31 protein-coding genes are annotated in these 22,107 nt (G+C 61.2%); 17 read left to right on the plus strand and 14 right to left on the minus strand.

Annotation, left to right across the window (positions count from 1 at the left end; all coding sequences use genetic code 11):
• The first annotated feature begins 76 nt into the window (after positions 1 to 76).
• The 8 genes from ABD236_RS02360 (at position 77) to ABD236_RS02395 (ending at position 5,824) form a co-directional block, all read left to right on the plus strand.
• Entirely contained in the window at positions 77 to 982 is a 906-nt protein-coding gene (locus ABD236_RS02360; RefSeq protein ID WP_344069367.1) for a hypothetical protein, read from the plus strand.
• The gene (locus tag ABD236_RS02365; RefSeq protein ID WP_344069370.1) at positions 982 to 1,725 is read left to right on the plus strand and encodes a flagellar basal-body rod protein FlgG; all 744 of its coding nucleotides are present in this window, start codon (positions 982 to 984) and stop codon (positions 1,723 to 1,725) included. The genes ABD236_RS02360 and ABD236_RS02365 overlap by 1 nt, the downstream gene beginning before the upstream one ends.
• 313 nt (positions 1,726 to 2,038) lie before the next feature.
• Positions 2,039 to 2,608 (plus strand): hypothetical protein, encoded by a 570-nt coding sequence (locus ABD236_RS02370; protein WP_344069373.1) that lies wholly within the window; start codon positions 2,039 to 2,041, stop codon positions 2,606 to 2,608.
• A gap of 108 nt (positions 2,609 to 2,716) precedes the next feature.
• Positions 2,717 to 3,733: a hypothetical protein gene (locus ABD236_RS02375; RefSeq protein WP_344069376.1), complete on the plus strand. Its 1,017-nt coding sequence runs from the start codon at positions 2,717 to 2,719 to the stop codon at positions 3,731 to 3,733.
• A 53-nt stretch (positions 3,734 to 3,786) separates the two neighbouring features.
• The gene (locus ABD236_RS02380; protein WP_344069379.1) at positions 3,787 to 4,302 is read left to right on the plus strand and encodes a hypothetical protein; all 516 of its coding nucleotides are present in this window, start codon (positions 3,787 to 3,789) and stop codon (positions 4,300 to 4,302) included.
• Positions 4,303 to 4,334: 32 nt separating this feature from the next.
• Complete coding sequence (locus tag ABD236_RS02385) at positions 4,335 to 4,550, plus strand: hypothetical protein (protein ID WP_344069382.1); 216 nt, start codon at positions 4,335 to 4,337, stop codon at positions 4,548 to 4,550.
• A gap of 84 nt (positions 4,551 to 4,634) precedes the next feature.
• On the plus strand, positions 4,635 to 5,459 hold the full coding sequence (locus ABD236_RS02390) for a peptidoglycan-binding protein (RefSeq protein ID WP_344069385.1): 825 nt from the start codon (positions 4,635 to 4,637) through the stop codon (positions 5,457 to 5,459).
• A 161-nt stretch (positions 5,460 to 5,620) separates the two neighbouring features.
• A complete protein-coding gene (locus tag ABD236_RS02395; RefSeq protein ID WP_344069388.1) occupies positions 5,621 to 5,824 on the plus strand; it encodes a hypothetical protein in 204 nt (67 codons plus the stop codon).
• Positions 5,825 to 5,898: 74 nt separating this feature from the next.
• Here ABD236_RS02395 and ABD236_RS02400 read toward each other — a convergent pair whose 3' ends face one another.
• The 11 genes from ABD236_RS02400 to ABD236_RS02450 all read right to left on the minus strand — a co-directional run bounded on the left by ABD236_RS02400 (position 5,899) and on the right by ABD236_RS02450 (position 16,108).
• Entirely contained in the window at positions 5,899 to 6,207 is a 309-nt protein-coding gene (locus ABD236_RS02400; RefSeq protein WP_344069390.1) for a hypothetical protein, read from the minus strand.
• A gap of 25 nt (positions 6,208 to 6,232) precedes the next feature.
• Complete coding sequence (locus tag ABD236_RS02405) at positions 6,233 to 6,856, minus strand: Lsr2 family DNA-binding protein (protein ID WP_344069393.1); 624 nt, start codon at positions 6,854 to 6,856, stop codon at positions 6,233 to 6,235.
• A 776-nt stretch (positions 6,857 to 7,632) separates the two neighbouring features.
• Complete coding sequence (locus ABD236_RS02410) at positions 7,633 to 7,971, minus strand: hypothetical protein (RefSeq protein ID WP_344069396.1); 339 nt, start codon at positions 7,969 to 7,971, stop codon at positions 7,633 to 7,635.
• Positions 7,972 to 8,070: 99 nt separating this feature from the next.
• Entirely contained in the window at positions 8,071 to 8,466 is a 396-nt protein-coding gene (locus tag ABD236_RS02415) for an Lsr2 family DNA-binding protein (RefSeq protein ID WP_344069399.1), read from the minus strand.
• A gap of 98 nt (positions 8,467 to 8,564) precedes the next feature.
• Entirely contained in the window at positions 8,565 to 9,143 is a 579-nt protein-coding gene (locus tag ABD236_RS02420; protein ID WP_344069402.1) for a hypothetical protein, read from the minus strand.
• Between the two features lie 71 nt (positions 9,144 to 9,214).
• Positions 9,215 to 10,252 carry a DUF3987 domain-containing protein gene (locus tag ABD236_RS02425; protein WP_344069405.1) on the minus strand — a complete coding sequence of 346 codons (1,038 nt, stop codon included), beginning with the start codon at positions 10,250 to 10,252 and terminating at the stop codon, positions 9,215 to 9,217.
• Positions 10,253 to 10,491: 239 nt separating this feature from the next.
• The gene (locus ABD236_RS02430) at positions 10,492 to 10,668 is read right to left on the minus strand and encodes a hypothetical protein (protein ID WP_344069408.1); all 177 of its coding nucleotides are present in this window, start codon (positions 10,666 to 10,668) and stop codon (positions 10,492 to 10,494) included.
• Positions 10,669 to 11,104: 436 nt separating this feature from the next.
• Complete coding sequence (locus tag ABD236_RS02435) at positions 11,105 to 11,398, minus strand: hypothetical protein (RefSeq protein WP_344069411.1); 294 nt, start codon at positions 11,396 to 11,398, stop codon at positions 11,105 to 11,107.
• Positions 11,398 to 11,886 (minus strand): hypothetical protein, encoded by a 489-nt coding sequence (locus tag ABD236_RS02440; RefSeq protein ID WP_344069414.1) that lies wholly within the window; start codon positions 11,884 to 11,886, stop codon positions 11,398 to 11,400. The genes ABD236_RS02435 and ABD236_RS02440 overlap by 1 nt, the downstream gene beginning before the upstream one ends.
• Positions 11,887 to 11,995: 109 nt before the next feature.
• Entirely contained in the window at positions 11,996 to 12,652 is a 657-nt protein-coding gene (locus ABD236_RS02445; protein WP_344069417.1) for a hypothetical protein, read from the minus strand.
• Between the two features lie 2,775 nt (positions 12,653 to 15,427).
• Positions 15,428 to 16,108: a helix-turn-helix domain-containing protein gene (locus ABD236_RS02450; RefSeq protein ID WP_344069420.1), complete on the minus strand. Its 681-nt coding sequence runs from the start codon at positions 16,106 to 16,108 to the stop codon at positions 15,428 to 15,430.
• A 141-nt stretch (positions 16,109 to 16,249) separates the two neighbouring features.
• Here ABD236_RS02450 and ABD236_RS02455 point away from each other — a divergent pair, with 141 nt between their 5' ends.
• On the plus strand, positions 16,250 to 16,432 hold the full coding sequence (locus ABD236_RS02455) for a hypothetical protein (protein WP_344069423.1): 183 nt from the start codon (positions 16,250 to 16,252) through the stop codon (positions 16,430 to 16,432).
• Between the two features lie 419 nt (positions 16,433 to 16,851).
• Here ABD236_RS02455 and ABD236_RS02460 read toward each other — a convergent pair whose 3' ends face one another.
• From ABD236_RS02460 to ABD236_RS02470, 3 genes are all read right to left on the minus strand, one after another.
• The gene (locus tag ABD236_RS02460; protein WP_344069426.1) at positions 16,852 to 17,184 is read right to left on the minus strand and encodes a histone-like nucleoid-structuring protein Lsr2; all 333 of its coding nucleotides are present in this window, start codon (positions 17,182 to 17,184) and stop codon (positions 16,852 to 16,854) included.
• 99 nt (positions 17,185 to 17,283) lie between these two features.
• Positions 17,284 to 17,463 carry a DUF397 domain-containing protein gene (locus ABD236_RS02465; RefSeq protein ID WP_344069429.1) on the minus strand — a complete coding sequence of 60 codons (180 nt, stop codon included), beginning with the start codon at positions 17,461 to 17,463 and terminating at the stop codon, positions 17,284 to 17,286.
• Entirely contained in the window at positions 17,460 to 18,239 is a 780-nt protein-coding gene (locus tag ABD236_RS02470; RefSeq protein WP_344069432.1) for a helix-turn-helix domain-containing protein, read from the minus strand. Before ABD236_RS02470 ends, ABD236_RS02465 begins: the two co-directional genes overlap by 4 nt.
• Positions 18,240 to 18,368: 129 nt before the next feature.
• On the opposite strand from ABD236_RS02470, the gene ABD236_RS02475 reads away from it, so the two are divergent.
• The 8 genes from ABD236_RS02475 to ABD236_RS02505 all read left to right on the plus strand — a co-directional run bounded on the left by ABD236_RS02475 (position 18,369) and on the right by ABD236_RS02505 (position 22,078).
• Positions 18,369 to 18,581, plus strand: a complete 213-nt coding sequence (locus tag ABD236_RS02475; protein WP_344069435.1) for a hypothetical protein — start codon at positions 18,369 to 18,371, stop codon at positions 18,579 to 18,581.
• On the plus strand, positions 18,578 to 18,787 hold the full coding sequence (locus ABD236_RS02480; protein WP_344069438.1) for a hypothetical protein: 210 nt from the start codon (positions 18,578 to 18,580) through the stop codon (positions 18,785 to 18,787). Before ABD236_RS02475 ends, ABD236_RS02480 begins: the two co-directional genes overlap by 4 nt.
• A gap of 320 nt (positions 18,788 to 19,107) precedes the next feature.
• Entirely contained in the window at positions 19,108 to 19,380 is a 273-nt protein-coding gene (locus ABD236_RS35140; RefSeq protein WP_486387786.1) for a DUF7848 domain-containing protein, read from the plus strand.
• A 161-nt stretch (positions 19,381 to 19,541) separates the two neighbouring features.
• Positions 19,542 to 20,024 (plus strand): DUF6082 family protein, encoded by a 483-nt coding sequence (locus tag ABD236_RS02485; RefSeq protein WP_344069441.1) that lies wholly within the window; start codon positions 19,542 to 19,544, stop codon positions 20,022 to 20,024.
• A gap of 90 nt (positions 20,025 to 20,114) precedes the next feature.
• Positions 20,115 to 20,378: a hypothetical protein gene (locus ABD236_RS02490; RefSeq protein WP_344069444.1), complete on the plus strand. Its 264-nt coding sequence runs from the start codon at positions 20,115 to 20,117 to the stop codon at positions 20,376 to 20,378.
• Between the two features lie 145 nt (positions 20,379 to 20,523).
• Positions 20,524 to 20,922: a recombinase family protein gene (locus ABD236_RS02495; protein ID WP_344069447.1), complete on the plus strand. Its 399-nt coding sequence runs from the start codon at positions 20,524 to 20,526 to the stop codon at positions 20,920 to 20,922.
• Positions 20,923 to 20,958: 36 nt separating this feature from the next.
• Positions 20,959 to 21,156 (plus strand): putative ATP-grasp-modified RiPP, encoded by a 198-nt coding sequence (gene tgmA / locus ABD236_RS02500; RefSeq protein WP_344069450.1) that lies wholly within the window; start codon positions 20,959 to 20,961, stop codon positions 21,154 to 21,156.
• Positions 21,157 to 21,166: 10 nt separating this feature from the next.
• Positions 21,167 to 22,078 (plus strand): MvdC/MvdD family ATP grasp protein, encoded by a 912-nt coding sequence (locus tag ABD236_RS02505; RefSeq protein ID WP_344069453.1) that lies wholly within the window; start codon positions 21,167 to 21,169, stop codon positions 22,076 to 22,078.
• Positions 22,079 to 22,107 lie beyond the last annotated feature (29 nt).

Genomic DNA, 22,107 nt, shown 5'->3' on the forward strand with positions numbered 1-22,107 from the left:
CACGCGCTGGCAGTCCCTCACTACGGCGGGATCGCCGAGTGGTGTGGTCGGACGGTGGGGAGATGCCGCTCTCTCCGTGTCCGTCTCTCCCTCGCAGGCCGGCGCCGTTGACGTAGCCCCGGGCAGGGCCTTCGTGCGTGGCTTCATCTACCAGACGGACCAGCCTGTCACCCTCCCTCTCAACACGCAGACCGAGCCGAATCCCCGGATCGATCTCGTCGTGGTCGAGCTCGATGTCCCCAACAGTTCCGCATCCCTTCGAATCCTGAAGGGCCAGCCAGCCGCAGTGCCAGTAGCACCCGGGGTACGGCAGATCGACGGCGGCATATGGCAATACCCACTTGCGCAAGTCACTGTCCGCCGAGGACAGACCGCAGTGGACACCATCCGCGACGTACGTACTCTGCTCGACTCCGGCAGGCCTCCCGCGGTCGCTGCTACAAATGTGCCGACAAACCCCACCCCCGGTGATCTCGCCTACTACAAGAGCCAGGACTCGGGTGCTGAGGAACTACACATGTACGCGGCCCGGGGTGGATGGTCGATCGCGGCAAGCCTCGGTAAGGCCATGAGCTACACACCACAGCTCAGCTACGCGGCGGGCAGTTACAGCGCCAAGGGCCAGTACCAGTGGCTCAGCTCAAACTCGATGGCCGTGTCCATCAACGTCCGCAACACCAGCGGGAAGACGTGGAAGACCGACGCTCTGAACGTCACTCTCCCCACGAAGTCCCGCGGAGGCATGTGGCAGGTTCTCACCTGCGCGCTCATGAACAACGAGCACGCGGACGGCAATGGCGGCATGCCCAACTACACGATCGGAAGCGCCTACACCTACGGCGGATCGACCTGTCAGCCCGTGTTCCAAACCACCGGCTCACCCATCAACGGCGGCGACTGGTGGGGCACCTTCCCGGTGGACTCCACCCTGATCGTCACGGGCGTGTACGTGGCCGACTACTTCCGTGAGGGGAACGTCTGATGCGATACCTCTTCGGCGGGACCACCGACACCGCAGCCGAGACAGCCACCGGCGCACGCCTCCCCAACGCAACGGGAACGGTGTGGAGTTCTGGAGCCGCTGACGCCACTCAGCACACCGACCTCATCGACATCAATGGCAATCCCATGTCGATGCTGACCGCCGACAAGAACGGCATGGTTCCGGCCTTCTACGGCCCCGACGGCGCGCGGTACCTCTGGGTCGACTTCGGCTCAGGGCGGTACATGATGCTGCCCACCGACACCGTCACGCGCCTCGATGAACACGTCCAGGGCCTCGACCCACACGGCGACCGCAGCTATGCGCTTTCCCTTGCCGACCGTGCTCTACCGAAGGCCGGCGGGACAGTTACCGCCCAAGAAAAACAGGACTGGCTCACCGTCAGAGTCACCGGCGATGGCATCGGTACCGTCTATCAACTCACGGATGGCACCACCGCGTTCACGCGACTGTTCAACAACGGCGCACTCCACATCGACACCATGGGAGCCCCCACCTCTCTCGCTCTCGGCGCAACAGCGGGAGGTACCTTCATCACCGCGCACCCCGGGCGATCAACACCAGCAACCGCAGGGAGCGTCTTCACTGTCGCCGCCGACGGCTCCGTGACATCTGCCGGGACCGTCACCGCAACCAACATCGGCAAAGCCCGGGTGTTCTCCGGTGCGACCCCACCAAGCAATCCACAGGTTGGGGACGTGTGGGTGGCGTATGCCGAATAGCGCCCTGCGATGGGACGGCACCATATGGAAGCCATGCACTATCCAGGCCCGGACCGGCACGTCCTGGAAGCAAGCAGGTCCACCGCGGATCTGGGACGGAAGCCAATGGCGCACTGCCCGTCCTCCTGCCGTCGAGTTCCCCCGGTACAGCGCCAGCACGACAGGCACATTCACCGATGCCGATGTGGCTACTGTCCCCCTACCCGACTCGATTCGCCTCGATGACACCGTGGTGTCCATCTGCGCTTCCTACGGCGCATCGGAGCCCACGCCCCGGCTGATGCTAGCCAGTGACTCCCCGCAGGACAGGGGTGTGGAAACCGAGTTCTCGCCCCTCCGCTCGGCCTTCGCTACGGTGCTCGACCCGACCAAGCTCCGCCTGAAGGTCTCCATGTTCGCCTGGCATCCATCCAAGGGCCGTGCGGTGTCCTGGCGAGTCTCCGGCCGAAAGGACGCCGGAGCAGTCGTGATGAACCTGGCCTATCGGCAGGCAGACAACACCGCCCTCCCTGTCGAACCGCTCGTCGATTACAAGACCGCCACCACCACCGACCGCATGACACTCCAGTCCGGTAGCGACTACACCTCCCTGTACGTGGCCGTCGCACTCTCCCGCGATCTCACCGGAACCCAGTGGCCCGCCGGGTTCACGGACACCACAGAGGCCTTCGGTCGGTTTGGTGACCTGCAAGTGCACATGATGGCCTCCCACACCGTCGGCGCCCCAGCATCACCCGGCATCCTGCAACTCGACTCCACAGTCGACCAGTTGGGCGTCGCGCTGATCACCATCCCCGGCCGCGCCAACCCGGATGGACACGGCGTGTGGATTCTCGGAGACCAAGCCGCCTCGATCCTGGGCAAGACCACCTACCTGGAGTGACCCATAGCAGTACCGTCTCTACCCACATGGGCTCAGCGCGAAGTCATCACAGCTGACAAGCTGGGCAGCATCCTCAACCCCCTGACTTATCTATCTAACCCTCCCCGAATGGCTGCACGGGGCGCCGCGGCCGGCCAGAAGATCCCCCGGGGAAAGAAAATCTATGTCGGGTGGACATCCCCCAGTCTCACCGGCTTCGCCAGCACTGACGGCACGTGGTTCACCGCGCCGGACACCGGCATCTACGTCCTCTCCGCAACCCTCAGCGTCGGCACAACGGCCGTAGCAGCCAACGGAGATGGCGTCGTCATGTACGTGGACCGCCGCGCAGCGAACGGAACGATCTCCCCCATTGCCGCCGTCCGCGAGCTCGCCCTACAGGCATCTGTCCAAGTCGTCTCCGTCTGCACGGTGGTTCACCTCCGGGCAGGTGAAGCCGTCGCAGTAGCGTCCTATCTCGACTCCGGCTCGCCCAATCCCGCCTACGCCATCCAGGGAGGCGAATGGGAATGCCACTTCAGCGCGCTCATGTGTGGACCCGGAGCAGCCTCCTTCAGTGAAGCACCTTCACCCACCGGCTCCCTGGCCGACTGGGCGGACCAGGCCGTCATTACAGCGGCCGACATGACAGCACGGATCACTACTCCCCTACAGACCCTCTACAGTCCCGCGCGCATCCTGACGCGCATGGTGGCCTCCTACGCCTCCCCCTCCGGACAGCGCACGCTCATTCCATGGGGCACGGCCACGGTGGAGGAGTGCGGGGGTTGGAGGATGAGCGGCGACGGCACCACCTTCACGGTTCCCCGGTCCGGTATCTACCTCGTCACCGCGTTCACAGGGGTCCAGCGCGACGGCACACAAGGTCCCTACGGCTCCTACCAAGTGAACCTGCTGCGCAACGGCCAGCCCTTCGCCGTACGCCAACGGCAGAACACACGCATCAGCTACTCAACCGCCATTCCCTTGAGCGAGGTTCTGTTCCTCGCGGCGGGCGACACCGTTTCTACTGAACTTATGGGCACAGGTACGGGGCTGACGTGGCGGCCCGAACCCAGCAATGACGGATGGCACGCATTTGGCGCCGTCATGCTTGGCCCATCCGCGATCAGCATGAAGGGGTAAGCGCAGTCGACATAAGCGCATGGCATCCGCGCGAACTCGCAGATGCAGCCAAGATGAACGCCCGTGTCCGCGACAACATTCGCGGCCTATCCAATCCACCGCGGCTCGCTATCAGCGGATTGAGTAAGATAAGTGGCATCCCAGACGACGGCACATACAAACCTCTGAAGTGGGATAGCGCCGACCAATACGGCGGATGGACCACGAACGACAATGAATCGTTTACCGTGCCGACCAGCGGTGTCTACCTCGCATCTGCGAGTGTGACGGCCCTCGTGCCAGCCGACATCAGCAAGGGACCGGCCTTCCGCCTCGTATGCGTCAACCAGCAGGTACAGGGAGGGGAACGCGAATGGCTGCGCTCGTACAACCTGGCGCTCGTGCCGAGCACCTACCTCACCTGCTCACTACGGGGCCCCATCTTCGCCGTCCAGGGCGACCGGCTCACCCTGCGTGCCAATACGCCCGCACGGACTGGGGCTTGGGAGATCTCCTCCGGAAGCCGACCCAGTACACAGCTCAACGCCGCGTCATTCACACTTGTGGCGCCCGGCGCCACCACTCTCTAAGGCCGTAATTGCCCGACAGTACAGACGCCGTTGTGACCATCACGGCACGCGACATCTACGGCGAACTGCGGGTGCTGTCAATCGAGGTACAGCGAATCGGACAGGTCATGGACTCCAACGCAAACCGACTGGACGACCACGAGACCCGCATCCGTGGCATCGAGAAATGGCGCTACGCCATCTCCGCATCGGTAATCACCTCGACCGCGTCCGCGATTGTTGCCCTTGTGCAGATCACACGCAGCTAAGCCACACATCGAGATCCATACGTAGCTGAACGGCCCGCTCCTGGCGGGCCTTTTTCATGCCCTTCAACAGAGGAACACACACCCTTGTCCATCGCTCAGGACGTCATCCGTATCGCCAAGGCCGAGGAGGGCTATCAGGAAAGCTGGAGCAACGGTCACTGGACCAACCACGAGAAGTACGCCGCGCAGGTGCCCGGCATGGCATGGGTCAGCGACGACGAAGAGCCCTGGTGCGGCGTCTTCACCTCATGGGTTGCCATGCAGGCCGGCGCCTCATCCCTGTACCCGCGCACGGCATCGTGCGCCGAAGGCGTCGACTGGTTCCGGGCTCGTGGACGCTTCAGTCAGTACCCGGTGATCGGCGGACAGATCTTCTTCGGACCGGGCGGAGGCACGCACACCGGTCTCGTCATCTCCTACACGGACTCCACCGTGACTACGGTCTCCGGGAACACGAACATGAACGGCTCCGCCGAAGGCGATGGGGTCTACGTGAAGACCTACCAGCGCAAGTCTTCATACGTGTACGGCTACGGCATCCCCGACTTCCCCGAGGGTGTAGTCGTGGCTGACCCGGCATGGAAGGGCCGCAAGGGTGTCGTGTACTTCGGGCACGAGGCGAGCCCGTCCGACATCCCGAGGGGCAGTAGCACCCCGAGCGTGTACGCCGCATTTCCCGGGTCTGCCTGGTTCCAGAGCGCTCCGCGCTCGGCCCTGATCGAGGCCATGGGAAAGCGCCTGGTCGCTGAGGGCTGCTCGGCCTACTCCGAGGGGCCGGGTCCGCAGTGGACCGACGCGGACCGCCAGAGCTACGCGAAGTGGCAGCGCAAGCGCGGCTTCTCCGGCACGGATGCCGATGGGTGGCCGGGGCGCGCCACCTGGGACGCACTGAAGGTCCCCGCCGTCTAGCCACCGCCCGTCACTGGATACCGGTCTGCCGGGACCAGCTCGGAGCGACGCGGCCCCGTATCAACACGCAGCGTGCACACCGGGCGTCCGCCATGTCCAACGTTCGCCCGGTCGTATAGCTACTCACTCGATCAACAGACAGTCACTGACGAAGGATCTCTTTGCAGTTCATCAAGCAGCACCCTGCCCGTATCTACGCCGTCCTGGTCGCCGCCCTGGCCCTGGTCGTGCACTACCTCCCCGATCTCCCCTCCGCCCTGATCCTGGCCCTTGCAGCGGCCATCCTCGGTACCGGTGAGGCAGTCCAGCGCACAGAGGACACCAAGACGGCGACCGCCGGAATCGAGTCCGCGCCCATCGAGTAACGCGACCTGTTCAGCGAGCATAGAAGCCCCCAAGGCACGCCATCACAGCGTGCCTTGGGGGCCTTTTCTGCGTTCTACCGATTCACGTCATCCAGCAACTTCTGGATCTGATCAAGATGAGCGATGAGGTGTGCTCGGGAGCCGGATCCGTTGCGGAAGACCAGGCACCACACGTCTTCCCGGTTGAGCAGGATCGGTGAAAGCCACGCAGTGGTGGAACCTAACCGGATCGTGTTCCCCTCCTGACCTGCCTCATAGATCACCCGCGTGATGAGCTCCTCCACGTATGCCACATCCCCACGGACCACTTCCCGCCCTTGCAGCTCGACGCCGACACTTCGGCTGTCGTAGTGCCGCACCACGATGTGATGTCCGTTGAGCATGTACTCATTGGTGCGAGGGCCCCGCCTATGAGACATCCGTGTCCGCCCCTTCTCTGCTCCCATCGGAGAGGCCCAGGTTTTTGAGCGCGGCATGAAGCTCCGCCTGGTCGTCCACCTCCTGGTCGTACTTGTCGACCACCCAGCGCGGCAGGCGTCCTCGCAGACCGACGTCCAAGTCTTGCTGCTTGGCCCAGGCCCGGATGCGCGGCATTCTCGTGTGCGGCCAGCCCGCTATCAGGTCCGCGCGCTGACGACGTCGCGTTGCGGCAGCCTCCTTCTGCTCCCGTGCTTCAGCCGCTCGGGCCATGCCGTCTTGGTGCCGAAGGTAGGCCTCGTAGTTCCTGAACTCCGGGGGGCTCACAGGAGCCGTGTCGTCTGCGTTGCAGAGTCCCTTGGACACCGTGTAGGACCGCACCGCTTCGGGGTCCAACGGCGCGTAGGGCAGCCGGTACACACGCACAGGCCGACCTGCCCCCTCGGCATCCACCAGTTCGGAGATGACAAGGCCTTGGCCCTCCAGGTCGAGGAGATCCCTAGCTGTGACGCCCAGCGACTGGATCAGATGGGTTTGTCGTACGGGGCCGTCGCCTACCCACAACATCGCGACCACGGCCCGCTCAATAACTGACTCCCGGTCTCCATCACTCACGATCGAGCTCCAGCCCGCAGTAGTGGCAGTAGGTTCGGCGCCCGCCCTCGTGGTTGTTGGCGGGGGTGCGCTTGCTCGGCCCCCACGCCGAAGCCTCCGCGTACTGCGGCCAGGACCGGTCATCCGCGCACGGGCTACAGGCAGTGGCCGTGTAGAGGTCGCTTGGCCATCGCCAGTACTCAGCCGTGTACACGGGCGTCCTCACGAGCGAAGTCGAGCACCGGCCGGTACAGCCGTTTGTCGGGATCCCGGCCGTCAGCTCGGCATGTCTGAAGATGTACGCGCCGGAACCCGCTTCGGCAGTCGTCACACATGAACTCGTTGCCGAACGGTGTTCGGGTAAGTGGGCCTCTGCGGTTCTGCACTCGGACACAGGGAATGCACAGGCCGGTTTCCTTCGTTATCGCGTGTGTATGAGTGTTTTCGTGCCTGTGCCAGCATCCCTTGCAGAGTCCCCCACCCTCCACGTGCTCATAGACGGTTCGGGTTCTGCCGTTCACGGCATAAACAGCCTGAACAAAGGCATGTGACTGAGTGGACGCTTTCTCGAATGCGGTGAACCACAGGGAGTCCCAGCAGATAGCTGTTCTCTCCCAACTGCCGCATGTTCCGTCATGGTCGTGTGCGCGGGTGTATCCCGTCGTACACTTCCACACTTCATATTTCCAAGTTCCCACGGTTTGCCTCTCTTCCGAACTGCCCCGATAGGCAGCCACGACAAAGGGCGCGACCATCCACTTGAATACCCGCGCCCCTATCGAGACCAACTATTGGAACTAGCGTCGCGCTCTCAGTGCGTCGATCACGTCGAGAAGCGTCTTGATGTCAGCCCAGGCGTTACCGAAGAACGTCGCGTCTGCCCTGGCCCCTTCAACGGCCTTTGCCGGGTCATCCACATCGGTCGGCCCGTGCGCACAAGACACTTCTGCCAAGCGGGCGCCATCCACGGTCTGGATCTCAAAGTCGGTGTGGACCACGGGCCCTGGACCTTCCGGAGGATAAGGAGTCTCCTCAACAAAATGAGGACCGGGCCACACGGCGTCATGCCGTGCGCGGATTTCCGCTATTTCATCCCTATGGATCAGTTCGTCCAGGATCTTCAGTATCTCGTCCATCTCTTACCTCTCTGCCATGCCACCTGCGTTAGGCAGCCACGACAAAGGGCGCGACCACCCCGCTGGGCGACCGCGCCCCTATCGAGGCCAACTATGCGGTTAGCTGTTGTCGTACGGCGTCATGTCCACGCCGGGGTTAGCAGTGCGGTAAGAAGTCACAACGTCCTCCGGGATTCGCCCCTGCGGCGCCACCTTCTTTCCGTTCTCATTCGCCCAGAACCGAATCTTCTTAAGTAGGCGACTGCGCTCCGGGTTTGTCTTCTTGCGTGGCGCCTTGGCGGGCTCGACGACCTTGGGCTTCCAGTACGCTATTTCAGCATTCGCGGTTGCCCGTGCAAGCAGCTCACGGATCTCATTTGCGAGAGCCGTGTCGGTGTCCATCTTGAAGTCGACACCGTCAATGGAGAAGCAGAAGTTGTCCACCAGATCTTCGGGTATGGGAAGCCCGGTCATGTCGTCGGTGTAGTCGATGACTGTGCGCCTACTGCTAGCCATGGATCTCCCCTATCTTCTTTCTGCTACCAGCCAATTAGCTGGTATGGCGCCCGGCCGTGGATTTGCACCACGGCTGACCCAACTAGGCGGGCTGCGTCTTACTTGACTGAGGCAGGGGCGGACTTCTTTGTGGTACGCCGGACAGGCTTAGTTTCTTCCGGCTCCACGGCTGGGGTCTCCTCTTCGGACACCCCGGGGGCTTCCGGCTTGTCTGACTCGGGAACAAACTCAATCCGCGACTTCAGATCAGCGATCTTCGCTTCCCAAAACAACCGACCCTTGTCCGATTGCGTCCGCTCGGCAAGCAGCTCCCACTGCTCGATCGCAGTATCGGCATCGCGGATACCAAGGTCCCGTTCTGCCTTTTCCTTCTTTTCCGGGTCGGCAACGAAGTCGTCTTCGTCCTCCCAGTCGTCATCCTCTTCGATGTCTTTGCCATCGACTTCCGGGGTGCCGTCCTGCGAGAAAAGAACCGGCGTGTCGGAGGCCTCGACCGATCCAACTTCCGCTTCAATAGCCGACTCGCAGTTCATGCAATCGTCCCCGGCCTCGTACTCATGGACCGGCAGCTCAGCCAAAGCCGAGTAATCCGTCTTCGCGTTGTTACGAATGAAGACGCACCGGTCGTGGTCGACCAGCGAGGAATGGACCTTGCCAGTCGGAGCCTTGAACAACATTCTTTTCTCCCTGTGATCTATAGCGGTACACCCGAACCGATTCGGCTAGGGCAGGACAATACGACGGAGGGTCAGGCGCTTTGAAGCGCCAACAGGAACGGATTGCTTTTCGCGGACGAAGGCATAGGTGTGCCCGTGGCCGGCCGCGGTAGCACACTGGTCTTACCAACGAGCTGATACAGCTTCACCGGACGTCCCGGGCCGTCTTTGATCTCGCGATGCGTGATCAAGCCGCGCTGCTCCATGTTCTGAAGGTCGAAGGCAAGAGCCCCAGACGCGCGTTGCAGAACCGCAGAGCGAATCCCCCCTGGGTGCTTGCTGAGTTCACTCAGCACCCGGTCTTCCGGCGTACTTTTCGCCTTCTTGCCGGGGCCGTCCTTCGTAAGGTCGAGGACGGTTTGCACGCTGTGCCGGACGAACGTCACCGCTGCATCCATGTGCTTACGAGTGATCCGGTCAGTTCCCTCCGAGGTTGCCAGTACTGCGGCAACCCTCGTCGTCTGCTCGGCAGTTCGGGCGACGAAGTCACCTTGATGCGCGGGCAGAGTCTTCAGAAGGATCCGTTCCGCTCGGCGCAAAGCCCAGTTCAGATTTTCAGCCCCGGGCGTCAGCTTCATGATGTGGCGCTCACTGGAGGCCCAACTCCACGCCTCGACGAGGCGTTCGGTATTCACCGCTGGAAGTTTGCGCTTCCGCAGCAACGGCACATCATCCAAGGCGACTGGAAGGATCCTGTTGAAGGAGCCGCCTGCCGCATCAGTGAAGCTGACGAACTTTCGCCAGTCTGAAGGCGTGATATGCGTATGGAAGACCACACGCGCATTACGAACCTCTTGCGGAACATCATTCGCTGACTTTTTCTTAGTCGTGTTCCGCAGCGTCGCACAGTCCCAGCAATGCCTGATCTTTGAGGTGAAAGACGAGTCTCGGGAAGTCCTTTCCAAGATTTCCCGCCACTCCTCCTCAACGACGAGGACCCGAGCATCAGCGATTCCGTATGCCTCTTCGGTCAGTTCGACCTGTCGGTATACGTGGTCTACCAAGGCGGCGCCCGACGTCAGTCCAGAGGTTTCCCGCATCTCGATATCTCGGCCGATTGACTCAGCCATGATGTGTCGAGCTCCGTCAAGCGCAACGCCCTTACCCGTGCCCGTATCAGCTACGAGCGCTGTAGACACAAGGGGGCTACGCCTGCGGCCGGCGTCCATGAACACCCGGTCGCCTATGGCCATTGACCACATCGACAGGCATGCCGCGTAGATGCCTACAGGATCTGTTTCAACGTACGGGGCGATGCGCTTCACTGCCTCGCCTATGGGTCCGTAGAGTTCTACGTCCCGTGATCCGTTCATTGTTCCTCTCCGTCGATCACGGCAACCGAACCGAATGCCTGCATGAAGTAGTCCCACAGGGCTTTTCCATGGCGTTGGCACATTCCGGTCTCGGCTACACTGCCGAAGGTCATGCTGAGCAGACCTACGGCATCGGTGATGGTTCCCTCGATTGCGCAGGGTCCACATCGCATGACCTTCTCCTTTTCTCTCTCTGCTACCCGAAAAAGGCAGCATTGTGCCCCGACCGGCATTTGCAACCGGCCTGATCCACCTAGGAGGGCTGCGAGTACTTATCTAACTCGCGTGATTTTCACAGTTACAGCCTGGCTGATTCGTGCAATACATGGCCGAGTAGCCGTGTTTTGGCAGTACGATGTTCGCTCGGTACTTCACATTTCCAGAGAGCCACCATGTGACCTTCTTCAAACCAGCTTCCCAGTTCTCTCCTGGTCTTGCCGGGCACGGACCGCCATCAAATGGTTTGTCGCCAATCCAGAAGGTCACATCACTCTGGTTCACGCGTGAGCCCAGTCGGTCGATGTGGACCTGGACAGAGCAATTCCCGCCCAGCTCTTCCGTTAACACGAGCGAGTTGGAATTGATCACCTGCGTCCGCACGGATTCCCCCTATTCTCGGAAGGTTCGCTGCGCGAAATAGCGGGCGTTCGATGTCGGAGGAAGGAATCCTGCCTGCCGCCACTCGCACTCACCATGCGGGATGATCTCAGATACGAAAATTCCTCGACTGTTGTCGTAGAAGATCCGCATCCGATTCGCCCAATCACCGGAGGCAATGAAAACATCTGGCCGCGCAGGACGCAGGTGGCACACGATGCCGTACTTCTCTATCTCCGCCACCATCTCATTCAGCGGCTCGATAGGATCAACGTCACGTCCGTGATACCGCACATACACCCACATCAGTAGCCTCCCTGGAACTCGGAAGCTTTCAGTCCGTCAATCACAGCCAGACCTATCTTTCCAACGAAGATAGATGTTCCGTCCTTCTCTGTTGCGGCGCCCGCGCTCATGAGGAAGTTCGTGGAAATAGCGTTCCACGAGTCTCCCGCACGTCGCCGCTTGAAAGCCGTAGGCGCAATGGCCTTTATGGCATCCTCTCGAAGACGGAACGTCTCTCCACTAGTAAGTAGGCCCGACTCCTCGTACGTCTCGGTGAGAGCCTTCGCCCACTCACGGGCAGTGTTGAGGTCGAATACTGCTGTTGCTCCGCACTCCGCGCACGTAATGTCACGCGGGTGCGATTCGTAGACAGGCTTCGCCTCAATCACTGGCTTCCCACAAGCAGCGAGATGACCGGACCAAGAGGCATGCACGACGCCCGGAGTTGTTTCACTCCACGCCGTCTGCATGTGCTTGAGATTGCCGTACCTCAAGTCGTCGTGATTCACACTTCTCCTTCTTCTCTCAACGTGGCCAAGGCAGGCCACAGCGCCCCTATCCGGAATCGAACCGGTACGCCTCCCCGGACGGGGTAGGGGCTGATTTAAATCAGTAGAATCAGAAAGGTCCGGCAACAACGTCGACGTGCCCAAACATTGCGAGGCACAGGATTACGTCGGCATCGTCCATATATAGTTCCTGCGCGGCATATCCAGGGTTTGGACTCATCAGGCTGCTCAGCTCAGCCTCGGCGTACCCGTTCTTGGGCATGAGGTAGCTGGCAGCACGCAGCATCGTGCGCACGTCGCCGGCATCAACCTGCACCGGCCCGAGCTCGGCCTCCTGGTGCTCGTCGGGGTGACGCACCCACATGCGGGCCTGCCAAACTCGCGGCCCCTGTAGGCGCTCCACCTCGACCCTGATACGGCCCAACTTGGCTGCCGCTTGCAGGACTCGAAGGAGACCATCTGAGCTGATGCCCATCCCATGGGGATGGCGGGCGCGACGGTGCATGGACTCATCGCCCCACAGGGCCTCGTAGTGGGACCAGGTTGCCGGTTCACCAAACAGGCTGTGTTCATTGCAGTAGGCCAGGGCGTGAAACAGAGCCTGCGGCTCCGCATCCTGCGGTATCGCAAAATCACACTCCCTGCACAGGACCATGGTCTGACCTGTGAACACACGGGTAGCCCGTATGCCGCCCTCGTAGCTCCACTCCAACCGGACATAGCCAGCCTGTGGGACGTACCCGAAAGCGACGTTTCTGTATTCCATGTTTTTCCTGTTCTTTCTCTCGCAGCCGTTGTGGCTGCGGCGCCCCGGACAGGAATCGAACCTGCACATGGCCATTTCACCTATGGGTGATCCGGGGCTTTTTGTTACATCACCACTCCTCGGTGTTGTGCCAGCGAACCGTTCGCGTGAAAGGGTCGTCACAGAACTCGCGACGCCTCGCAGCACGACGCCAGGCACGATCGGTTGAATACCAGCGAGCCGCTGTCTCCTGAACCATTCGATGCTGAGCCGCGCGTATCGCCTCCCGCCGACTGCGGAAGACATAGCACTGACTCAAAGCAGAGTCTTCGCGGCCAGGCCAATAAGCAGAGACCTTGTACCCACTACCAGACCCCCGCGCCAAACTGAACAGGGAAAACCCGTAGGAGACATCACCAAAGTGGTAGAGGAACTCCCTGGAGTACTTTGCGGATACGCGGTCAACCCGTCGGGCCTCATGTTTGGGCACCGTGAGGCGCGCTCCATGCTGCCTCTGACGGATCGCTTCCTTGTGGCTGACACCAGGCCCGTAAGTCCTCTTCAAAACTGCCACACGGTAATAGAACATCAAGGAACTACTCACCGTCGGTCGCCTCCGGCAGATACGACTCGCTGTACTGGATGTAGAGGCGACTGTGCACTAGATAGGTCGACTCTCCCGGGTCAAGAACAATGTCCCTCGGGGTCAGCCTGTGCCCGCACTCGGTGCACTCGTAATAGAAGCGCCTCACATCCGCGAACATGCCTGTACTGCACCGTCCGCATAACATCGGTCCACTTCGCAACTACTTCTCCTTTCTCGACGCCTGCCTCTTCAACACGGGTAGGCGAACTCCCGTGGACACGACACACCCGCTGACAGGCATGCCGTGTTTCGGCTAGATACGACGCCACTCCGGAAGCTCCGCAGTGGTGTAACGCGACTCGAAATACCGAATACGCTCAACCGCCGTATCAAAATCGGTAGCGAAAAGGCGCTCACTCACTACACGTCCCTCGCGGTGCTCTGAGACAACGCGAACATCCCCGTTGTCAAGCAGAGCCGCATACTTGCGCGCCAGGATCCTGGAATCACCCAGAACGAAGACCTTGCGCCGTATGACCTTGGCGAGAACTACAGAGTTCGAGTCCAAGTCGAACACCAAAAACATCCTTTCTCCGGCCTTCCGTAGTACGGATAGGCCACCTTCCGCGGACACACTTCTCCCCTGGCCGGCAGCGAGAGGAGGAGGAGTTTCGACCAGTCCTTACAGGCCCACAAACGCGGCCCATGTCCCATTGCGGCGCCTAACGCAGGTCAGGCATCGACACTTCGGCACATCACAGAACTGGCAATCGGCGTCACTCGACACCTGGACACCAAGCCCGTAGTCGGGCAAGAAACGAACGAACGGCAAGGGGCCATCTTCGAGGAAGAGAGCCATGACATGACGTATGGCCTCGGCCTTACCCTCATAGTGCTTCCGAGCCTGGCCAGACAGCAGCCAGGCAGCGCGTATCGCGGCAAACTCACGCGCCAGATACTCAGTGCGATATGGCGCGTGCCACGTCTCTACGAAGCCAGGTTCCGGCCAGTCATAGACGTAGTAGCAGTGCCAATGGAAGCCCTCTAAGGCATTCACCAGTCACCGTCAAACACGGGTTCTTGGTCCTCGGCAAGGTATCCCATAGCCTGTTCCGCCATACTCCCGGGAGCTATGAACGTGCAGCTCTTAAACGTGTCCGACCGATCGTCTAGACACAGGAGTCGACCGTCCCGGCAATCCCAGCAGTCCATCCCTAACCTCCATGCACACTTAAGTAAGTAGCCAAAAAAATACACAGCGTCTTACTCGATACACCCGGTAGGCCGTATGGACTACCAGGGCAGCGCCGAGGACAGGACTGGCATAAGAGGCGCACCTAGGCAGATGCACACCCCGACCTGTCCTCCACGCTGCACCGAAGTGCAAAGAGAGAAAGAAAGAAATTGGAGAAAGACAAACGTGCGCGTGAATCCCGCTCAACGACCTGGATGCAGGTAGTCACTTTCAAAGAAGGCTAGTCAAGGAGAGCCCGCCTCAAGGCGCACTCCACCTATCTGCCAGCATGGGGTTTCGCCTACACGGGCGCCCACGAATGTCAGCTACACTGTTCAGTTCTCAAGAAACAGATGCTTCCTTTGCGACGCTTCACTCAGGCAGCCTCGTACGGTGGCGTCACACAACCCGACTTGCCTATAGCCGAGCCAACCACCGCGTCACAGGCCGATCCACGCCCCTCCGGGCATTATCGGTAACGCTTTATCACGAAGAGCTGAGGTGATCCCCAGAGCCTTTCGGCCCCGGTTTTCGCCCTTCCCTCTCGGCGATGTCTTAACTATAGCTCATCGGAGCACACTTAAGTAACTCGAAGCGTAGAAACTTCGGATCAATTTAACGGCCCTCTCCCGCTCCCGAATTCCCGCCATGATCCAGGATATCCAGTCACCAGCGAAAGGCGCTTAGAGACGCACCCAGACCCCCAAATGGGCCATCCGGCTTTATGAAGTCACACCGGGGCCGACCCCTGCATTTAGCCCCTGCACCCCTGCCGATCTATTTACCTTTCCCGGGCCGTTAAGCCATTAACGCTTAGGCAACTCAAGACTTAGGCCGCGAAGGTTTTTAAATCAAAAGGTTTAATAAGTCGAAGGTTAGGTGGGGTAATGTTTTTCTACCTCAGTCGGAACCGCCAGCCGAGGCCCTTCCTCGGACGATGTACGTATCTGGGACTCCGGCGTAAGCATCGATCTACTTATCTTTCTGGCACGTTTCCCGTAGTGAGGAGAGCGATATTCCATGAGGAATGGATGACCTCCATGCATGTGTGGACCTTGCCCCACCCTTCCTCGTCGTTAGGCTTTAGATAGGTAGCCAAGGCATCTAGGATCACTGCTCGCTTTGTACGCAATTCTGAAGGCGAACCGTCGTCTACTCCGGTCAGAACCGATATGATTTGGCGTGCCGTGACGTGTTCCGTTCTGCTCGCTACCAGCTCCACTCTTGGGTTGCCAGCCGCCACGTAGACCTCTGCGAAAGCGTCTCGCACCCCCCGCTCAAACATTTTGGGGATACCTGGGAAAGGAACATCTTCGTCGTGTTCCGCCTCAATCTTGAATTCCCAGTCCAGCACAAGGTCATCCGCTTCCAAGTCCGGCGCGGGAGGCTCCACGAACGAACCTTCCGCTTCTCGCCGACGCCTCACCCAATACTGGGGATTTGCTCCCCAAATTTTTGCTAGGTTCTCCAGGTTGTCCCTACCGGGAATGTGCTTCCCGTTCAGCCAGGCATAGAGAGTGCCTTTCGCGATACCTAGTCTCTTGCACGTCAGGTTCCATTCACCAGCTCTACCAGCCGAGTCCCGCAGCTCTCGAAGCTCGATTGCAAAGCTATGCCGCGGCTTCGTGGGGTCGAGCGGTGGAAGGGGGCGGGGCATGGCTATCTCCCTGAGTCCTGCGTAGTCCTGGGGTGTCTCAAGTTAGTCCAGATTGCTGGCACATCAGGCTCTGCGTCCACACGATTGCCTGTATCAAGTCTGGGGTGTCGAAGGGACGTTGAGGTGGGACTGTCGTTCAGCGTGAAGCTGTTGATCGTCTTGGCGGCGGCGCTGGTATCGGTCATCGTGGGGATGCTGGCCGGGATGCTCGCCCGCCTCGATGGGAACCCTCTGCCCGCACGCATCACGCGGGGCACCGTGGCCTTCGGGGGCTCCCTCACGCTCTTGCTCCTGGTGCTCACAAGCCTCGGGCTCCTGGCCTAGGAGGAGGAAGGACTGCCCTCTCTCAAGGCCCCCTCCCGACTGCTCCTCGGCCGGCCATCGGCCACGGCCGTGGATATCCAAGGTGCGGAGCGGACTCACCTGACTGAGGCTGAGGCTATGGAGAGACGTGTAGTCGTGTACCCGCCGGATGACCGAGGATGGCGAAGGGTGCGCTATGACGGCCGGATCCTCGGCACCGCATATCGGGCGAGTGACATCGTTGAGTTTCTGAGGCTTGCCGGGTACCCCGACCCCGAGAACGTCGACCTGACTGACGATGTGCTCTTCGAGTGGCGTGGTGGAGGCCCCGAAACATGGGCTGAGTCACCCCCCTGACGCCGTTTTCCTCGACAGTCTGCTGAGGCGTACAGACATGCAAAAGCCCCCCGCAAGGTCCATCGTGGGGGGCTTTCGTTGGGTCAGTGAGCCTTGTTGTAAGCCTCGCGAATCTCTGCTGCTACACGACCGCGGTCATTGATGTCGTAGCCGTTCTCCTTGGCCCAGGCCCTGATAGCTGCCGTGTCATTGCTCCCGCCGGCCTGGCGGGCAGGGGCCGCCTTTGCGCGGGTTCCCCGGACTCGTCGACCTGCCGTGAGGAAGGGGCTTACAGCGTCCATGAGCTTGTCGTAGCTCTCGGGGCTGAGGTCGATCTCGTAGGCCACACCATCGATCGCAATCTGATGTGTGGCTGCCTCGGAGGACTCTTCGCCTGTGAGGTCGTCGGTGTAGATGGTAACGATTCGTTGAGCCATGCCCCGAGTCTATGGCCGACCGGCGCCTCGGCTACACGCAAGTTTCGATCACCGCGCAGGGCCCCTTCCGAGTGGAGGGGGCCCTGGAGTCGAGTCAGGTCAACGGCTGACGTATGCGGCGAACTTCGACCACGCCGCAGGGCCAACCTTGATGAGGCCCATACCGTGATCCTTGGTATCCCGGACGTAGACCACGGGCTCATCGGTTACGGCTTCAACGCAGTCGTTCGTGCCGCCGCTGCTGTAGCTGCTTTTGTGCCAGTTCAGGGTCTCAGTCACTTGTACCTCTTCAGGGCTTGCGTGATCACTTCTGTGGACTCTACAGCCGTCAACGCGCTGTTGGCTGCCTGATCATAGACCCGCTGATAGTGGAGGACCTGCGCCTCATCCTTCGTGTAGGCACCGGTCTCGAAGCCTTCCGTGTAGGCCCCTCGACGGCCGTTCGGGAGGGTCTGGATCACGACTGTCCCGAGGATCGGCCCCTGCGACATCTCCAGAACGCGGATGGTCACGTTGGGCTGCTTTTGAACCTCAATGAGTCTTTGCAACTGAGCTGTTGTGCTTCGATGCAGTATTGCCTCGTCGAGCACGGCATTCATCCACGGTGGGGTCTTCCGATCCCAGACTCGTTGCCGCTCAAGTCGCTGCCGGACGAAGGATTCGATCTCATACGGGTCCGTCTGTCCCGCGATCATCAGGCGACGGGCGTAGTCGGCTGTCTGAAGCAGCCCTGGTACGACGGGTGCAAGGGTGTAGAACGCCGTAGCTCGGTCTTGGTCAGCCAGGAAGTCCTTGGCGTAGTCGCGGACCGTTTGCCGTTCCCTGATGAGCACGAGGTCGACCAAAGTCCCTGGTGACAGCCCCAGTACTTGCTCTAGTTTGTACGCCTGCCGGGGCTGCGGCAGCGTCTGACCGCGCTCGATTCGGGAGATCAGAGACTGATTCTCGAAGATACGGCCTGCGAGGTACGTCTGTGTCCACTCCTTCCCTAACCGCTCGCGACCTGCGCGAACGAGTCCTCCTAAGTAGCCCTCAAGGCTTTCGGAAGGGGTCAAGTCTGCGGCTCCTGGCATATGCCCCGTAGTCACCTCCCCGTCTACATACTCAACTCCTGGTGATCGTACGGCTACAGGGACATGGTGGAGGCCAGAAAGCGGAACCCCCAAGGAAGAGAGCCCCCGCTGATGCACTCCTCCCCCGCGCCCACCATCGACCAGCCGTCCCGCCTCACCGAGGACGAGCACGCCGTCCTCTACAAACACCTCACCGCGGCCATCCAGGACGCCGGCCTCTGCGCCTCCACCTTGTACCGAGAGCAGGACAAGTACGTGTGGGAGTTCGGACCCCACACCGCTCGTCTCGCCGTGGGCATCTTCAGGGCTGCGAGGAAGTCGTGATCATTCAGGTCGGAGATCCACTAACTGACGCCGAGACGCTTCGAGTTGGAGAGGTCATCGCTATGGAAGGCACCAAGGTCACGCTTGCCAGCGGCCCCTTCCACTGGGAGCAGGAGAGGCACCAGTGCCGCCCGGCAAGCATGCCCGAACAGGCCGCCCTCGTACCCTCCAGTGCCATCCGCGTCATCACCGGCGAGTTCGGCTGACTGCTGACGTGAAGCTCCTCGGCACACTCCTGGCGATTGCCGCCCTCGGCGTTGCAGCCGGTTCGGTTCTCGCCTGGTACTTCACTCCGTAGATTCCTGAGCCGCAGAGGCCACCGTTCCGCAGTCGCGTTGCGTAGAGACGGACAGCTCTCTGGGTTCAGGTAGCTACCTGGCTCTTCGGTGGTCAGGCATTCCATTCCTAGAACGATCGGCGGGGATGGTCCACCTGGAGGGGCAGGTCACCCCAGCCATGCCGCCCTGGACGTCACGGTCGACGGCATGGCTGGGGCTCACCCTCTCGGCATCAGCAAGGACAAGTCGTGAGCCCCAGCATCTTTCGTTACGAGAACTGGACCACAAGACAAGACCCGACTGTTGAACCCGAATACCGAGCACGTTGCGTATCTGGTGACGAACGGTTCTGCACGGCTGCATCTGGCTCGTTCCTCCATGCTGAGGAAGCAGATGACTGGATGCGTGATCACATGCGGCAGACAGGTCACACCTGCTTCCGCCGATCCTTCGACGACTTCGCCGAACTCACACGCACGGAGACCCAACAGGCAGTGCCCGCGAAGCCGGTATGGACATGAGCCGGTTCTTGGCACCCATCGCGCGCTTCACCGGCGTTCTGATGGTCATCCTCATCAGCTCGTCATGCGGCTTCGTAATTGGCGTGGCAGCGCACTACAGGTGACCTCCGCTCTCCAGTACGCGCGCTCCATCCCACACCCTTACAGAGAGGCATACGCCAATGAAGTTGTCGACCCTCGCAGCGTTCTCGGGGATGGCACTGGGGGCCGCTCACCTGCTGGTCACCAGCAAACGGCATCTGGAGGCCGTACGAACTCGCTCCGAGTACGCGGCCCTCACCACGGGCCTGATGCACCAGCGGTGGTTAGCCCAGGGCATTGAGCGACCCGAACTGACTGCCTTGTGGTCGGGATTCCCCGAGCTCTCGGAGTCCGAACGAGCGCTTCACCTGCACATCAATGGTGTTGTGTCACTGTGGTGGCTTCAGTACTTCACGGGAGTGATCAACAGTGATCAGGTGGCCCATTTGGCGCGAACTCTGATGGAGTCCGAGGACGGACGCCGCTACTGGGAACGAGCGGGTGCCTACCGAACTGAAGAGGACGGCGGACGCGTCCAGGCGCACACCTTCAACGAGCTGATCAGCTTCGAGTACGCCAAGGCCAAGCGAACGCCTCAGAAAGCTGCCGCCGAAGCGTCCTAGGCGCGCCCTGCCCGTAGATGAGATATCGGCCGAACCGCCAGCCTCCGTCAAGGATGCTCCGGAACTCACATCAGAGCGCAAGGGGGACACATGTGCGGTAATGATTTTTTTGCCACCGAGGACCGCGACAAGCTCGGTTCCGCGGGGGCACGGCTGTACAAGGCATTCGAAGAACTCGGGCTCGATGATCTCAACAGCGTTGAGCTGGATGAGCCCTGTACGCACCGTCATTGCTGCCCGACGCAGGTAGTCATGCTTTCCCTCGGTAGTTACCGGCTGGGCGTTGTCAACAGGGTGGCTGACCGTCTTGAGCAGATCGCTAAGGCCTTACCTCCCGAGGAGCTCCACAACTGATCTTGGCCTTGCGGCTTCTTGAGCGACCTGCAAGACCCTACGAGCGTGAGAGCACACGAGAGGGGGAGAGCGGTTATGAACGGCCTTCAGCGGGCGCCGCCCGCGTGAGACAGTCCCTTCAAGGAGTCGAAGCTAGGAGCACCGCATGTCCGTGAAGATGCAGGGATGCCACCCGGACCGGCCCTGCCGCCACGGTCCTACGCCGACAATCGTCTACGTCAGCGGGACCCAGAGCGACGCCGAAGCCGAAGCACGAGCGAACGTCTGTCGTTCGTTCGCCTCGGTACGGGGCTGGCCGTTGGTAGGAACTGTCATCGAGACCACGCCGGAGAGGCCCCTTGAGGTTCGTGAGGGGTGGGCCAAAGTCCTCGCCGCAGTGAGCAGCGGTGCCGCTGAAGTGATCGCCACATATGACCCGGCGCACCTCGGACTCGACGTGGAGGGATTCGAGGCTCTGGGGGCGCATCTGCGTGAGAGGGAGGTGGTACTAGTCGCGGCGACTGGTACCCCGGCCCCGCCCCCCGTGAGCAACGATCACCGCTGACCTGTACGCCTCTTCCATCGTAAGGAGAGCACAGCAATGCAGCAGCCTTTCGCACTTGGATTTGCCCGGCCGGCACCAGCACAGCCGGTCGCCCCGTTCACGTATGACTCGGGGATGCAGCTCAACGTCCTGCCCAACGGTGCCCCTGCCGTCACGGAGGCCGACATCATCACTCTCGGCTCCGCCACGCAGTCCACGGCGGGCTCGGCCACCCACAACGACGACACGGACTGAACGGCCTGACATGACCGTTCTCATCCTCACGGCACCCGAGGACCTCACCACTGACATGGTGGTGCAGCACTTCGGCAACGTGCGGGTGGTGCGTCTCGACCCGGCCGGGTTTCCCGGCCGGGTCGAACTCTCCACCACTTGGGCGGCAGACAACGTCACTGGCCGTATCGATGACGGTTCCCGCTCAGTCGACCTGCCCTCGATCCAGTCAGTATGGGTTCGCCGTCCCGGCCGCCCTGGCCTCCAGGATGTGGAACAGGCAGCATGGGTAGCCCACGAATCCGAGCACGCGCTGTACGGGGCGCTGCGCGCCATCCCCGGTGTGCGCTGGATGAACCATCCTGATGCTCAAGCAGCAGCCCGCTACAAGATCACACAGCTTGCTACAGCCCGCACGGCGGGGTTCGCTGTGCCCGAGACGCTAGTAACCAATTGTCCCGAGGACGCGGAACGGTTCAGTAAGGACGGTCCGGCCGTCATCAAGGCTGTCTCGGGCCGCCAGCCATTCGACCCGCCGATGGCCTTACCGACGAGCATCGTCCCACCAGATGCCGATTTCGCTTCGGTAGCTACCGCGCCGACCTGCTTTCAACGACGGGTCGACAAGGTCGCCGACCTACGAGTGACAGTCATCGGGGAGACCCAGTTTTGGGCTCGCATCGAAGCGGAACAGGACTGGCGATTCGACGATGCCACGCCCCCTTGGCAGCCCGCCCCAGAGCCGAGCAGCCTTGCACCTAAGGTGTCCTCCTTCATGCGCGCGTATGGCCTGACGTATGGAGCGTTCGACTTCGCGGTTGACCGTGCAGGCGAGAGCTGGTTCCTGGAGTGCAACCCATCCGGACAGTTCGGCTTCGTCGAACTGGACACCGGCCAACCGATTGCCCAGCACATCGCGGCTTGGCTGAGCCGTCGAACCTAGGCGCTGCCCGACTTTACTGATCTTTCCCT

This window comes from Streptomyces crystallinus, assembly GCF_039521265.1.
GTDB lineage: Bacteria > Actinomycetota > Actinomycetes > Streptomycetales > Streptomycetaceae > Streptomyces > Streptomyces crystallinus.